This is a genomic window from Streptomyces sp. CRN 30 (assembly GCF_034105845.1).
Genome location: NZ_JAVRHI010000363.1, coordinates 17,137 through 29,780, shown reverse-complemented (window position 1 = coordinate 29,780; position 12,644 = coordinate 17,137). Strand labels below are relative to the sequence as shown.

The window sequence follows — 12,644 nt, the reverse complement described above, 5'->3', positions numbered from 1 at the left end:
TTGACGAAGAACTCCATCTCCATCTGCTCGAACTCGCGGGTGCGGAAGATGAAGTTGCCGGGCGTGATCTCGTTGCGGAAGGACTTGCCCATCTGGGCGATGCCGAACGGCGGCTTGCGGCGCGAAGTGGTCTGCACCTGGGCGAAGTTGGTGAAGATGCCCTGGGCGGTCTCGGGGCGCAGGTAGGCGACCGAGCCGGAGTCCTGGGTCGGGCCGAGGTGCGTGGAGAGCAGGCCCGAGAACTGCTTGGGCTCGGTGAAGGTGCCCTTGTTGCCGCAGTTGGGGCAGGCGAGGTCGCCGAGGCCGTTCTCCGGGGCGCGGCCCTTCTTCTCCTCGTACGCCTCCTCCAGGTGGTCCGCGCGGAACCGCTTGTGGCAGGAGGTGCACTCGGTCAGCGGGTCGGTGAAGGTGGCGACGTGGCCGGAGGCGACCCAGACCTCGGGGGCCAGGATGACGGACGAGTCGATACCGACGACGTCCTCGCGCGACGTCACCATGTAGCGCCACCACTGGCGCTTGAGGTTCTCCTTGAGCTCGACACCCAGCGGTCCGTAGTCCCAGGCGGCCCTCGTACCGCCGTAGATCTCACTGCTGGGGAATACGAAGCCACGGCGCTTGCTCAGGCTGACGATGGTGTCGATCTTGTCGGCGGCCACGGTGCTCTCTTCATTACGACGACGGAACCAACGGACGGCGCGAAGCGCCTCCACCGAGGCCGGTGGCCGGGTGACGGGCGGGCGCTTCCGAGCGAATGCTTCAGGGTACCGGCGGGGCCTCCCCCTCGACCAAATCGGCCCCGGTTCAAGGCCGGTCCGGGGCCGGTGCGGCCCGCATCCCCCGTCGCGCCCGCGCGGCAGCCGGGCGGTTTGTTGACAACGGTTTCCATATTAGTTGAAAATGGGTGTCATGAACGGCATACGACGTCCCCGGCGCTCCCTCATATCCGCCACCGCCATCGCGGCGGCCGCCACCCTCGGCATCGGCACCCTCTCCGCCTGCTCGTCCGACGCCTCGTCGGGCAGCACGGGCACCGCCGGCAAGACGGACAAGTTCGACGTCGTCGCGTCGTTCTACCCCATGCAGTTCCTCGCCGAGCAGATCGGCGGGGACCACGTGAACGTCACCACCCTCACCGAGCCCGGCCAGGAACCGCACGACCTGGAGATCAGCGCCAAGCAGACCGCGCAGCTCGAGGAGACGGACGCGGTCCTCTACCTCAAGGGCCTGCAGCCCACCGTCGACGAGGCCGTCACCCAGTCCGGGGTCGAGACGAAGATCGACGCGGCCACGCTGACCGGCCTGGAGACGCACGCCGACGACCACGACCACGCCCACGAGGGCGAGGACGAGCACGGCCACGAGGACGAGCACGGCCACGAGGAGGAGTCCGCCGACGCGGACGGTCACGACCACGACCACGACGTGGACGGCAAGGACCCGCACGTCTGGCTCGACCCGGTGAAGTACGCGGAGGTGGCCGAGGGGGTCGGCGCGGCCTTCGAGAAGGCGGACCCGGACAACGCGGCCACCTACAAGAAGAACACCGAGGCCCTGGTCGGCAAGCTCGACGAGCTGAACACGCAGTTCGAGGACGGGCTGAAGAACACGAAGACCAAGGTCTTCATCACCACCCACTCCGCCTTCGGCTACCTCGCCGAGCGCTACGGACTGACCCAGGAGTCCATCAGCGGCCTCTCCCCGGAGTCGGAGCCGAGCGCCGCCCGGGTGAAGGAGCTCGGGGAGCTCGCCAAGGCCGACGGCGTCTCCACCGTCTTCTACGAGACACTGGTCAGTGACAAGACCGCGAAGACCATCGCCAAGGACTCGGACCTGAAGACGGACGTCCTCGACCCGCTCGAGGGCATCACGGACGGCTCCCGCGGCGACGACTACTTCGAGGTCATGGAAGCCAACCTGGCGGCGCTCGAGAAGGCTCTCGGCACCACCGGGTGAAGTACCAAGGTCCCAGGGACCACCCAGGTCCGGCGGGATCACGGAAGTTTCGGAGGAAGCAGGCATGAGCGAGCCCGTCATATCCCTGCGCGGCGTCCGTGCCGAGCTGGGCTCGCGGCCCGTCCTGCGCGGCATCGACCTCACCGTGAACCGCGGTGAGGTCGTCGCGCTGCTCGGCGCCAACGGCTCCGGCAAGTCCACCGCCGTCCGCACCGTCATCGGCCAGGTGCCCGTCACCGCCGGTGAGATCGACCTGTTCGGCACCCCGCGGGCCCGCTTCCGTGCGTGGAAGCGCGTCGGGTACGTGCCCCAGCGGACGACGGCCGCGGGCGGCGTGCCCGCCACGATCACCGAGGTGGTCTCCTCCGGCCGGCTGTCCCGCGCCCGCTTCGGCCTGCTGCGCAAGGCCGACCACGAGGCCGTGCGCCGCGCCCTGGAGCTGGTCGGCATGGCGGACCGCGCCAAGGACTCGGTGAACGCCCTCTCCGGCGGCCAGCACCAGCGTGTCCTGATCGCCCGCGCCCTCGCCTCCGAGCCCGAGCTGCTGATCATGGACGAGCCGATGGCGGGCGTCGACCTGGCCAGCCAGGAGGTCCTCGCCGGGACGCTGCGCGAGGAGGTCGGCAAGGGCACGACCGTGCTGCTGGTCCTGCACGAGCTGGGCCCGCTGGAGCCGCTGATCGACCGCGCGGTGGTGCTCCGCGACGGCTGCGTCGTGCACGACGGGCCGCCGCCGAAGGCCGTGGGCCAGCACGCGCTGCCCGGCCACGACCACGTCCACCCGCACGAGGCCGCCGACGCCGCCCCGATCCGCACCGGTCTGCTGAGCTGAGAAGGCACGCACCATGGAAATCCTGAATTACGCCTTCATGCAGCGGGCCCTGCTCGCCGCCGTCCTCGTCGGCGTCACGGCGCCCGCGATCGGCATCTACCTCGTCCAGCGCCGCCAGGCCCTGATGGGCGACGGCATCGGCCACGTCGCGATGACCGGTGTCGGCCTCGGCTTCCTGCTGTCCTGGTCGCCCGTGTGGATGGCGACGCTCGTCTCCGTGCTCGGCGCGGTGCTGATGGAGCTGATCCGCTGGTACGGCCGCACGCGCGGCGACATCGCGCTGGCCATGCTCTTCTACGGCGGCATGGCGGGTGGTGTGATGTTCATCAACCTCGCGCCGGGCGGCTCCAACGCCAACCTCACCTCGTACCTCTTCGGCTCGCTCTCCACCGTCTCCGAGTCGGACGTGACGGCGATCTGCCTGCTGGCGGCCTTCGTGGTGGTGGTCACCCTGGGTCTGCGCCGGCAGCTGTTCGCGGTGAGCCAGGACGAGGAGTTCGCCCGGGTCACGGGACTGCCCGTGCGCGCGCTGAACCTGCTCACCGCGGTGACGGCCGCGGTGACGGTGACCGTCGCGATGCGCGTCGTCGGGCTGCTGCTCGTCTCCGCGCTGATGGTGGTGCCGGTCGCGGCGGCCCAGCAGCTCAGCCGGAGCTTCGCGGCCACGTTCGCGATCTCGGTGGCCGTCGGGGTCGCCGTGACGATCGGCGGCACGGTCACCTCGTACTACCAGGACGTACCGCCCGGGGCGACCATCGTGCTGCTCACCATCGCCGCGTTCCTGCTGCTCACCGCGCTGGCGGCGCCGCTCGCCAGGCGGCGGGCGAAGGCCGCGGGGCGGCCCGTGGCCGATCCGGCGGAGTGCGTGGTCGCGGAGCCGGACGGCGGGGCGCTCCCGGCCGGGCAGCGTCCGCCGAACGAGGTCGGTGTCTGAGGACGTCTGACCGGGCCCGGTCCGTCCTGGCACAATGGCCCGGCAAGACGCAGACGTGAGGAGGTACCGGTGACGACCGCTGGATCCGTACGGGGCCGTTCCACCCGGCAGCGTGCCGCCGTGGCGGCGGCGCTGGACGAGGTGGACGAGTTCCGCAGCGCCCAGGAACTCCACGACATGCTCAAGCACAAGGGCGACTCGGTCGGCCTCACCACGGTCTACCGCACCCTGCAGACCCTCGCCGACGCGGGTGAGGTCGACGTCCTGCGCACCTCCGACGGCGAGTCCGTGTACCGCCGCTGCTCCACCGGGGACCACCACCACCACCTCGTCTGCCGCGTCTGCGGCAAGGCCGTGGAGGTCGAGGGCCCGGCCGTGGAGAAGTGGGCGGACGCCATCGCCGCCGAGCACGGCTACGTGAACGTGGCGCACACGGTGGAGATCTTCGGCACGTGCGCGGAGTGCGCCTCGGCGACCGGCTGAGGCCCTCCCGGCAGCGCGACGAGGGGGCCGCGGGCGTCACCGCCCACGGCCCCCTCACCCGTTCCCGCGCCCCCGTCACACGCGGGTGAGATGGCGGTCGAGCACCGCCCGCAGCCGGTCCACGTCGGCGGGCCGCGCGGCGCCGCGCTTGGGCAGGACCGTGCAGCAGCTCACGTTCCTGTCCTCGCTCAGCAGCAGGAACAGCTCCGGGGTCTCCCGGTAACGGGGCGTCGCGTTCCAGGCGACCTCCGCCGAGGAGACGGCGTCCACCGTCGTCAGGCCCGTGTCCGCCACGGTGACGCGGTGGACGCCCCGCCGCCGGCCGGCCTGGTGCATCTCCCGCGCCTGCAGCCGGAGCAGTACGGACAGCAGGACGAGCGGGAGGACCGCGCAGAGCGCCAGACCGCCGATGAGCGGCCGGCTCACGGGCGTTCCGCTGCCCAGCGAGAGCAGCACGTGCACAGCTACCAGCGCGCCCGCGATGACGGGCGTCAGACGCCACGGTCTGTCGGCCTTGCTGACGCGCAGGCGCACCCGCAGGGCGGCCCTGTGGTCCTCCACGGCCGACCGGTACTCCAGCCCGACCGTGCCGGTCTCCCGCTCCTCCGCCTGCTCCGCCGTCCCCCGGTCCCCGGTCACGGCCCCTCCCCACCTACCGACTCCGTGCTGATCAGCCATGATCGTAAGGTCGGCGGCGGACGGAGCCCGACCGGGAGCCCGGTCTCAGGCCTGCTCCGGACGACCCTTCATCGCCTGTTCCATCGCCAGCAACTCCTCGTTCGGCACGGCCCCGCCGAACCGCCGGTCGCGGGAGGCGTACTCCACGCAGGCCCGCCACAGGTCACGCCGGTCGAAGTCGGGCCACAGCACGTCCTGGTACACCATCTCGGCGTAGCTCGACTGCCAGAGCAGGAAGTTCGACGTCCGCTGTTCGCCGCTCGGGCGCAGGAACATGTCCACGTCCGGCATGTCCGGGTAGTACAGGTACTTCTGGATGGTCTTCTCGCCGACCTTGGAGGGGTCGAGCCGGCCGGCGGCCACGTCCTCGGCCATCGCCCTGGCCGCGTCGGCGAGCTCGGCCCGCCCCCCGTAGTTGACGCAGAAGTACAGCGTCATCGCGTCGTTCTCCGTCGTCTGCTCCTGGGCGATCTGGAGCTCCTGCACGACGGACTTCCACAGCTTGGGCATGCGGCCCACCCAGCGGATGCGGATGCCCAGCTCGTTCATCTCGTCGCGGCGCCGGCGGATGACGTCCCGGTTGAAGTTCATCAGGAAGCGGACCTCCTCGGGCGACCGCTTCCAGTTCTCCGTCGAGAACGCGTACAGCGAGAGGTTCTTGACGCCCATCTCGATGCAGCCCTTGAGCACGTCCATGACGACGCCCTCACCGACCTTGTGCCCCTCGGTGCGCGGCAGCCCGCGCTCCTTCGCCCAGCGGCCGTTGCCGTCCATGACGATCGCCACGTGGTTCGGGACCAGCTCACCGGGGAGCCTGGGCGCGCGGGCACCGGACGGGTGCGGTTCCGGCGTCTTGTACTCGCGGCGCTGGCGCCCCAGGAACCCTCGTACGGCCATCGTGTTCACGTCTCCTAGCGTTGACTTCCTCCCCCTCCTGAGGGAGGGGGACTCCTACGGCTCGCGCCGTGAGACTTCCTGCTTCATCGCCGGCTGCCCGCCCGGAGTGCTCCGTTGAGGCCTTACACCGGCTCCACAGGCCGACACCGCCAGCCCGGCGGCCAGAAGGTTCCGCGCCGCGTTCACGTCGCGGTCGTGGGTCGCGCCGCAGGCGCACGTCCAGGTGCGGACGCTGAGCGGCATGCTGCGCTGCAAGGTTCCGCAGTGCGAGCACAGTCTCGAGGAGGGGAACCAGCGGTCCACCGTGATCACCTCACGGCCGCACCAGGCCGCCTTGTATTCCAGCAGGCTGCGGAACTCGCGCCAGGCCGCGTCGCTGATGGCGCGGGCGAGCCTGCCGTTCTTCAGCATATTCCGGACGGTGAGGTCCTCGATCACGATCGTTTGGTTTTCACGAACGAGCCGAGTAGTGAGCTTGTGCAGGTGGTCACGGCGCCGGTCGGCGATGCGAGCATGAATGCGGGCGACCTTCTTGCGGGCCTTGGCGCGGTTGGCGCCGTCGCCCTTGACCTTGCGCGACAGCTCCCGCTGCGCTCTGGCGAGGCGGGCGCGGTCACGCCGCTCGTACCGGGGATTGGTCACCTTCTCCCCGGTGGAAAGCGTCAAGAGATGGTCGAGCCCGGCATCGACACCGATCACGCGGTCCACGACGGGAAGCGGCCGCACGCCGGGGTCCTCGACCAGGAGCGACACGTACCAGCGCTCAGCCGCGTCCTGGGACACGGTCACCGTGGACGGCACCGCGTTCTCCGGCAGGGGACGGGACCACACGATGTCCAGCGGCTCGGCCATCTTCGCGAGCGTCAGTCTCCCGTCCCGGAACCGGAACGCACTGGTGGTGTACTCAGCGCTCCGGCGGGACTTCTTCCGCGACTTGAAGCGCGGATACCGCGCCCGCTTGGCGAAGAAGTGCGAGAACGATGACTGCAGGTGGCGCAACGCCTGCTGGAGCGGGACCGAGGAAACCTCGTTGAGGTAGGCCAGTCCCTCGGTCTTCTTCCAGGCGGTCAGCATCGCCGAGGTGGCGTTGTAGTTGATCCGCTCGGCCCGCAACGCCCATGCCTCGGTACGGGCAGCGAGCGCCAGGTTGTAGACCTTGCGTACACACCCGAACGTGCGCGACAGCTCAGCCGCTTGCGCATCGGTCGGGTAGAAGCGGTACTTGAACGCCCGCTTCACGGGAGTGGACACGACTCACAAACTAGCACAGCACCTTGTGACGCCTGGTGGTGCAGCACCGCACGTGCTACTTCTCCACGTAGCGCAGCGAGCGCAGCCCGCGTTCCATGTGCCAGTGCAGATACGCGGAGACCAGTCCGCTGCCCTCCCGCACGTACCGCGCCTCGCACGCGTCGGCCGTCGTCCAGTCCCCCGTGAGCAGTGCCCCGAGCAGGACGAGTGCCTGCGGAGACGGTACGACACTGCCGGGCACCCGGCAGTCCACGCAGACGGAGCCGCCGGACGCCACCGAGAAGAACCGGTTCGGCCCGGGCATTCCGCACCGGGCGCAGTCGGTGAAGCTGGGCGCGTAGCCGTTCACGGCGAGGGAGCGCAGCAGGAACGCGTCCAGCACGAGGTGCGGGGCGTGCTCACCGCGGGCGAGGGTCCGCAGCCCGCCCACGAGCAGCAGGTACTGCTGCACCGCGGGCTCGCCCTCGTGGTCGGTGAACCGCTCGGCCGTCTCCAGCATGGCCGTGCCGGCGGTGTAGCGGGCGTAGTCGCTGACGATGCCGCTGCCGTAGGGGGCGATGGTCTCGCTCTGGGTGCACAGCGGGAGCCCGCGTCCGACCAGCTCGCTGTTGCGTGCGAAGAACTGCACGTCCACGTGGGAGAACGGCTCCAGCCGGGCCCCGAACTTCGACTTGGTCCGCCGCACGCCGCGGGCCACGGCCCGTACCCGGCCGTGACCCCGCGTGAGCAGCGTGATGATCCGGTCCGCCTCACCCAGCTTCTGGGTGCGCAGCACGATGCCGTCGTCGCGGAACAGACTCATGGCATCCATTCTCGCCTACGGCGCCCGTGCTCCGGGCCGGGCGGGCGCCCTCGCCGTGGAGCGGCGCGGTGACGGCCGCCTTCAAGGCACCTCGCCCCGGCTGCGCGCGTTCTCGTACGAGGTGACCGCGCCCAGCCGCTCGTGCGTCGTCGCGGCCCGCACGGCCTCCGGCTCGCAGTCCCACTCCCGCCCGCCGCCGACCGGCCGCAGCTGGACGTACGGGCCCTCGTGGCCCATGACCCGGCCCACCTGCCCGGTGCTGGTGTCGACGGCGTACGAGCCGACCGGCAGCCTCTTGCCGTTCCCCCGCACGGCACTCATCGCGGCGCCGCGACGGGACACGCCGCGGGCAGCGCGCGGCCGGTGGGCGCCGTCGGCGACGCAATTCCGGCCCCGACATGTTCCTGCCGCAATTCCTTCACCGTTTCCTCCACCTCTTCGGCGCACCGCGCCGAGTGTCGTTCCGGAGTGCTCGGCGCACTTCCTGAACGGGTGCTCCCCGGTGTAATTGAGTTTCACTCATCACACTTCCGGGATGACGCCCTGCGCATACACTCGGCAGGAGTCTGTGCGTCACGGAAACAGCGGGTGCGGGGCGGCGAACGGCGGTTGGCCATGGCCAATGCTTCGCGGGCGGAGGTTCCGTCCTGTTCCCGGTTCCCCGTACCGGTCCCTTATGCGGGGCACTTCACCGCACTTCGCTCCGGTGTTTACGCGGCTCGCGAAACGCACGGTCGCGAACCGACGGTATTCACGAGCGACTGTGCCGAAATGTGATCGGCGACAGGCGTTGTGCGGATTATCCACGGGCTCCGGCCGACGCGCCGCCCACGTTCAGAACCGGCCGCCGAAGCGCCGCACGTACCGCCGCTGCCACGGCGTCTCCACGGCGCGCCGGTGGTAGTCCCGGCGGACGTACGCCACCGCCTCCGCGGCCGGTACGCCGTCCAGGACCGCCAGGCAGGCCAGGGCCGTGCCGGTACGGCCCCGGCCACCGCCGCAGGCGACCTCCACCCGTTCCCCGGCGGCCCGCTCCCACGCCTCCGCGAACGCCGCGCGGGCGTCCGCGCGGTCCGCCGGGAGCCGGAAGTCGGGCCAGCGCACCCAGCGTGACGCCCAGGGCACCTCGGGCGGCCGTTCGCCGAGCAGGTACACGCCGTACGTCGGGTGGGCCTCCTCCGGACCGAGGGGGCGCCGCAGGCCCCGGCCCCGCACCAGCCGCCCGGACGGCAGCCGCAGCACACCGTCGTCCCGCTCGTCCCACCGCTCACCCATCACGGCCTCCCCGCCGGTTCCCGTCAATGACGGCCCCCATTCGACAGGCGCCACCGGACCCGGGCGACCGGATCCGCCGAAGCGGTGGTCCGGAGGGCGAGGGGGTGACCGATGCAGGCCGGGTCAGCCGCTCGTGGCGACGCGTGTCCGCAGTGACGATCCGGAGGCGTACGTCCGCCGGATACTCGTCGACTGCAACAACGACCGCTATCTCCCCACTCCCGGCTTCGCTCGGGCGGGAGGTGCCCCCATGGCCGGGTCCTGGAGGCACTGACGGCGGCACCCCCGGACCGCACCGACGGGTGCGCCGCCGTGCTTCCGGACATCTCGCACGCGACCACCGCCCGGCCACCGCTTCCGCTGCGACCATGCGCGGGGAGGGAGGACGCCGGCGCGGGTACCCGTCGACCGGGCCGCCGCCTCATGGCGCCACCGCGGTGGCCGGACCGACCTAACCGAAGAAGCAGCGACAGCAGCACCCAGGGAGCTCCGATGGCCTTCCCCACCCCGTTGACCGGTGTCGTCCCGCCCGTCTGCACCCCTCTGACACCGGAGCGCGAGGTGGACGTGGACTCCCTCGTCCGGCTGGTGGACCACCTGGTGGACGCGGGGGTGCACGGCCTGTTCGTGCTCGGTTCCTCGTCGGAGGCGGCGTACCTGACGGACCGGCAGCGGCGCCTGGTGGTGGAGACGGTCGTGGCCCGCGCGGGCGGCCGGCTCCCCGTGCTGGCCGGCGTGATCGACATGACGACCCCCCGGGTCCTGGACCACGTGCGGTCCGTGACCGGTGCGGGCGCGGACGCGGTCGTGGCGACCGCCCCCTTCTACACCGTCACCCACCCGGCCGAGATCGCCCGCCACTTCCGGCTGATCGCCGCCGGGTCCCCGGTGCCGGTCGTCGCGTACGACATCCCGTCCGCCGTCCACACGGAACTGGACGCGGACCTGGTACTCGATCTGGCCGCGGAGGGGGTGCTGGCCGGGTTGAAGGACTCCAGCGGTGACCAGGCCGGCTTCCGGGCCGTGGTGACGGGCGCCCGGACCCGCCGGGACATCACCGGCTTCACCGTCCTGACCGGCTCCGAGCTGCTCGTCGACACGGCGCTGGCGATGGGCGCCGACGGTGCGGTCCCCGGCCTCGCCAACGTCGACCCGGCCGGCTACGTGCGCCTGGACGCGCTGTTCCGGGCCGGTGACCTGGAGGGGGCGCGGGCCGAGCAGGAGCGGCTGTGCGCCCTGTTCGGACTGGTCGGGGTCGGCGCGGCCGGCGGCCGCATGGGCGGCGGTTCGTCGGCCCTCGGCGCCTTCAAGGCCGCGCTGCGGCTGCGGGGCGTCATCTCCTGCGGGGCCACGGCCGAACCCCAGGTCCCGCTGTCGGCGGACGAGGTGGAACAGGTGGGCACGTACCTGGCGGCGGCCGGACTGCTCTGAGCCACCGCGTCACAGCGCTACAGATCCGCGAGCGGCAGCCGCCGGAACTCGATCCGCTCGTACGGCTTCTCCGCCCCGGTCTCGTACAGGAGGCCCACACGGCCGTCGCCGAGCGGGACGAGGTCGGAGTAGGCGGCCGGCAGCTCGGACAGCGTCGTGGCCCGGGTGAAGGTGGCACCCGCGTCGTCGCTGCGCCAGACGGCCATGGCGCGGCGCCCGGTCGGTGCGGACGGGCCGGAGAACAGCAGGGGCCCGTCCGCCACCTGCAGGACGCTGCCCTGGACGACCGGGACGTCGTTCAGGGTCGGCTGGGCGGCGTACGGGCGGTCCAGGGTGGCGCCGCCGTCACTGGAGTAGGAGTCGAGACGGTTGCCCTCGACGGTGCCCTTCTGGTCTCGGGCGCTGAAGTACACGCGTCCGTCGGGCAGTTCGGCCGCCGTGCTCTCGTTGGAGTTGGCCACACCGTCGTAGGAGTCGTCCACGAAGCCGAGCTCCCACGTCGTACCGCCGTCGTCGGAGTAGAGCGCGTGGGCGCCGTAGTACCTGGGCTCCTGGCCCGTGTCCGCCGAGCCGGCCGGGGGCGCGGCGGAATGGTTCGCGGGGATCACCAGACGGCCGGCGTGCGGACCGTCGGTGAGGGCGACGGCGTGGCCGGGACCGGTGGCGTACCAGCGCCAGTCCGCGCGCTTCACCTGGTCCGTGATGTCGCGCGGGGCGCTGAAGCTGCGACCGTCGTCGTCGCTCGTCTGGACGAACACGCGGCGGCCCTGCTCCGGCGTGACCTCGCCGCGGGTGATCTGCGCCTCGGCCACCGCACCGCTGTTGTAGCTGGTCACCAGCACGATGCGGCCGGTCTCCGGGTCCACCACGGGTGCGGGGTTGCCGCGCGTGTCCCCCTCGCCCGCCGCCACCACCTGCTGCGGTCCCCAGGTGCAGCCGCCGTCGGTGGAGCGCCTGAGCACCACGTCGATGTTCCCGGAGTCGTCCACACCGTCGCGCCGCCCCTCGGCGAAGGCGAGCACCGTCCCGGCCCCGGTCCTGACCACGGCGGGCACGCGGTACGAGGCGTAGCCGGACCGGCCCCCCGTGTACGGCACGGAGGACGCGCAGTCGGGCCCGGATGCCGTCTCGGCCGGTTCGGCGTCGGCCGTCACGGCGACAGCGACAGCGACGGAGACAGCGACGAGGACACCCGCGGCGACGACCGCCGCGACCGTACGGCTCCTGCTGGACAAGTCTGCTCCCCTGGACGTGGGACGTGGGACGTCCGGGAAGCTAACACCCGCAGGTGAACCGGGGGTGTGTCAGGCGCGGCCCGGCGTCACCCGGTCCGCGTCACGCGTCATGAAGGCGTCCGGGCCGCAGCCTGGAGCAGCCGCGCCACCTCGTCCGCGTCGAGCGTGAGGGCGGCGCCCACCGTGGCCAGGGCGTCGCGTTCGGCGGGGGTGTACGGGCCGTCGGCCAGGGCGATGCGGGCGCCCTGCAGGAGGATGGACTCACGGCCGCCGGGCGCGAGGTGCGGGGCCAGCGGGTCCAGGGCCTCGTGGAGCTCTATGGCCAGGCCCGCCCCGCAGGGCGCGCCGAGCATCCGGCCCGTGTCGGCGGCGAGCGCCTCGACGAGCGCGCCGAGCTGGTCCACCGTGCAGTCGTCGAAGCCGGCCGAGCGCACCGCGCCCGCGGCCGTCGTCAGGGAGGAGGGGGCGCAGGGCGCACCGGCCGCGAGGACGGCCAGCGCGACCGTGTGCACGGCGTCGCGCAGCATCGCCGAGAAGCGGGTCGTCGTGGGGTGGTCCAGGGCGTCGGTGCCGTAGCGCCGGCGGCAGGCCGCGCACTCCACCACCGGGCCGGTCTCCCCGCGCGGGACCAGGGGTACACCGGCGAGGGTGAACCGGCGCCGGCCCGTGAGCCGCTGGTAGTTGCGGTCGCCGCCGCAGCCGGGGCAGAAGAACTCGCCGTCGCCGACGGCCGTCCACGCGGTGCGGGTGCCGGCCACGCGGCCGAGGCGAAGCTTCGCGCGGCCCGCCGTGCCGGATCCCGGTGCGCGTGTCGTACGGCCCTCGTGGTCATCCCCGCCGTACCGTCCCCGTCCTGGCAGCACGTCGCACCTC

Annotated in this window: 14 protein-coding genes; 5 read left to right on the top strand and 9 right to left on the bottom strand. The window is 71.9% G+C overall.

The features are described from left to right. The coding region (locus tag UW392_RS38520) for a glycine--tRNA ligase (RefSeq protein WP_320779894.1) at positions 1-656 on the bottom strand (656 nt) is incomplete at its 3' end. A 241-nt stretch (positions 657-897) separates the two neighbouring features. On the opposite strand from UW392_RS38520, the gene UW392_RS38515 reads away from it, so the two are divergent. From UW392_RS38515 to UW392_RS38500, 4 genes are all read left to right on the top strand, one after another. Continuing rightward, the gene (locus UW392_RS38515; RefSeq protein ID WP_320779893.1) at positions 898-1,953 is read left to right on the top strand and encodes a metal ABC transporter substrate-binding protein; all 1,056 of its coding nucleotides are present in this window, start codon (positions 898-900) and stop codon (positions 1,951-1,953) included. Between the two features lie 64 nt (positions 1,954-2,017). Next, positions 2,018-2,785 carry a metal ABC transporter ATP-binding protein gene (locus UW392_RS38510; RefSeq protein WP_320779892.1) on the top strand — a complete coding sequence of 256 codons (768 nt, stop codon included), beginning with the start codon at positions 2,018-2,020 and terminating at the stop codon, positions 2,783-2,785. 13 nt (positions 2,786-2,798) lie between these two features. Continuing rightward, the gene (locus UW392_RS38505) at positions 2,799-3,719 is read left to right on the top strand and encodes a metal ABC transporter permease (RefSeq protein WP_320779891.1); all 921 of its coding nucleotides are present in this window, start codon (positions 2,799-2,801) and stop codon (positions 3,717-3,719) included. 69 nt (positions 3,720-3,788) lie between these two features. Further along, positions 3,789-4,202 carry a transcriptional repressor gene (locus UW392_RS38500; RefSeq protein ID WP_320779890.1) on the top strand — a complete coding sequence of 138 codons (414 nt, stop codon included), beginning with the start codon at positions 3,789-3,791 and terminating at the stop codon, positions 4,200-4,202. 75 nt (positions 4,203-4,277) lie between these two features. On the opposite strand, the gene UW392_RS38495 is transcribed toward UW392_RS38500, so the two are convergent. From UW392_RS38495 to UW392_RS38470, 6 genes are all read right to left on the bottom strand, one after another. After that, positions 4,278-4,841 carry a YcxB family protein gene (locus UW392_RS38495; RefSeq protein WP_320779889.1) on the bottom strand — a complete coding sequence of 188 codons (564 nt, stop codon included), beginning with the start codon at positions 4,839-4,841 and terminating at the stop codon, positions 4,278-4,280. A gap of 84 nt (positions 4,842-4,925) precedes the next feature. After that, on the bottom strand, positions 4,926-5,777 hold the full coding sequence (locus tag UW392_RS38490; RefSeq protein WP_320779897.1) for an isoprenyl transferase: 852 nt from the start codon (positions 5,775-5,777) through the stop codon (positions 4,926-4,928). Between the two features lie 54 nt (positions 5,778-5,831). Continuing rightward, on the bottom strand, positions 5,832-7,028 hold the full coding sequence (locus UW392_RS38485) for a transposase (RefSeq protein ID WP_320779888.1): 1,197 nt from the start codon (positions 7,026-7,028) through the stop codon (positions 5,832-5,834). Between the two features lie 55 nt (positions 7,029-7,083). Further along, positions 7,084-7,830, bottom strand: coding sequence for a DNA repair protein RecO (recO, locus tag UW392_RS38480; protein ID WP_320779887.1), 747 nt, complete (start codon positions 7,828-7,830; stop codon positions 7,084-7,086). A gap of 81 nt (positions 7,831-7,911) precedes the next feature. Further along, complete coding sequence (locus tag UW392_RS38475) at positions 7,912-8,151, bottom strand: hypothetical protein (protein WP_320779886.1); 240 nt, start codon at positions 8,149-8,151, stop codon at positions 7,912-7,914. Positions 8,152-8,664: 513 nt separating this feature from the next. Beyond that, complete coding sequence (locus UW392_RS38470; RefSeq protein ID WP_320779885.1) at positions 8,665-9,105, bottom strand: protein phosphatase; 441 nt, start codon at positions 9,103-9,105, stop codon at positions 8,665-8,667. Between the two features lie 492 nt (positions 9,106-9,597). On the opposite strand from UW392_RS38470, the gene UW392_RS38465 reads away from it, so the two are divergent. Further along, complete coding sequence (locus UW392_RS38465) at positions 9,598-10,536, top strand: dihydrodipicolinate synthase family protein (protein ID WP_320779884.1); 939 nt, start codon at positions 9,598-9,600, stop codon at positions 10,534-10,536. Positions 10,537-10,553: 17 nt separating this feature from the next. On the opposite strand, the gene UW392_RS38460 is transcribed toward UW392_RS38465, so the two are convergent. Further along, on the bottom strand, positions 10,554-11,690 hold the full coding sequence (locus UW392_RS38460; protein ID WP_320779896.1) for a sialidase family protein: 1,137 nt from the start codon (positions 11,688-11,690) through the stop codon (positions 10,554-10,556). A gap of 188 nt (positions 11,691-11,878) precedes the next feature. Further along, positions 11,879-12,634 carry a TerB family tellurite resistance protein gene (locus UW392_RS38455; protein ID WP_414496966.1) on the bottom strand — a complete coding sequence of 252 codons (756 nt, stop codon included), beginning with the start codon at positions 12,632-12,634 and terminating at the stop codon, positions 11,879-11,881. Positions 12,635-12,644 lie beyond the last annotated feature (10 nt).

Excerpts from the sequence above, each read along its gene's own strand:
- UW392_RS38475 (WP_320779886.1), bottom strand. The coding sequence starts at position 8,151 with ATGAGTGCCGTGCGGGGGAACGGCAAGAGGCTGCCGGTCGGCTCGTAC.
- UW392_RS38505 (WP_320779891.1), top strand. The coding sequence starts at position 2,799 with ATGGAAATCCTGAATTACGCCTTCATGCAGCGGGCCCTGCTCGCCGCC.
- UW392_RS38470 (WP_320779885.1), bottom strand. The coding sequence starts at position 9,105 with ATGGGTGAGCGGTGGGACGAGCGGGACGACGGTGTGCTGCGGCTGCCG.
- recO (WP_320779887.1), bottom strand. The coding sequence starts at position 7,830 with ATGAGTCTGTTCCGCGACGACGGCATCGTGCTGCGCACCCAGAAGCTG.
- UW392_RS38465 (WP_320779884.1), top strand. The coding sequence starts at position 9,598 with ATGGCCTTCCCCACCCCGTTGACCGGTGTCGTCCCGCCCGTCTGCACC.
- UW392_RS38490 (WP_320779897.1), bottom strand. The coding sequence starts at position 5,777 with ATGGCCGTACGAGGGTTCCTGGGGCGCCAGCGCCGCGAGTACAAGACG.
- UW392_RS38515 (WP_320779893.1), top strand. The coding sequence starts at position 898 with ATGGGTGTCATGAACGGCATACGACGTCCCCGGCGCTCCCTCATATCC.
- UW392_RS38510 (WP_320779892.1), top strand. The coding sequence starts at position 2,018 with ATGAGCGAGCCCGTCATATCCCTGCGCGGCGTCCGTGCCGAGCTGGGC.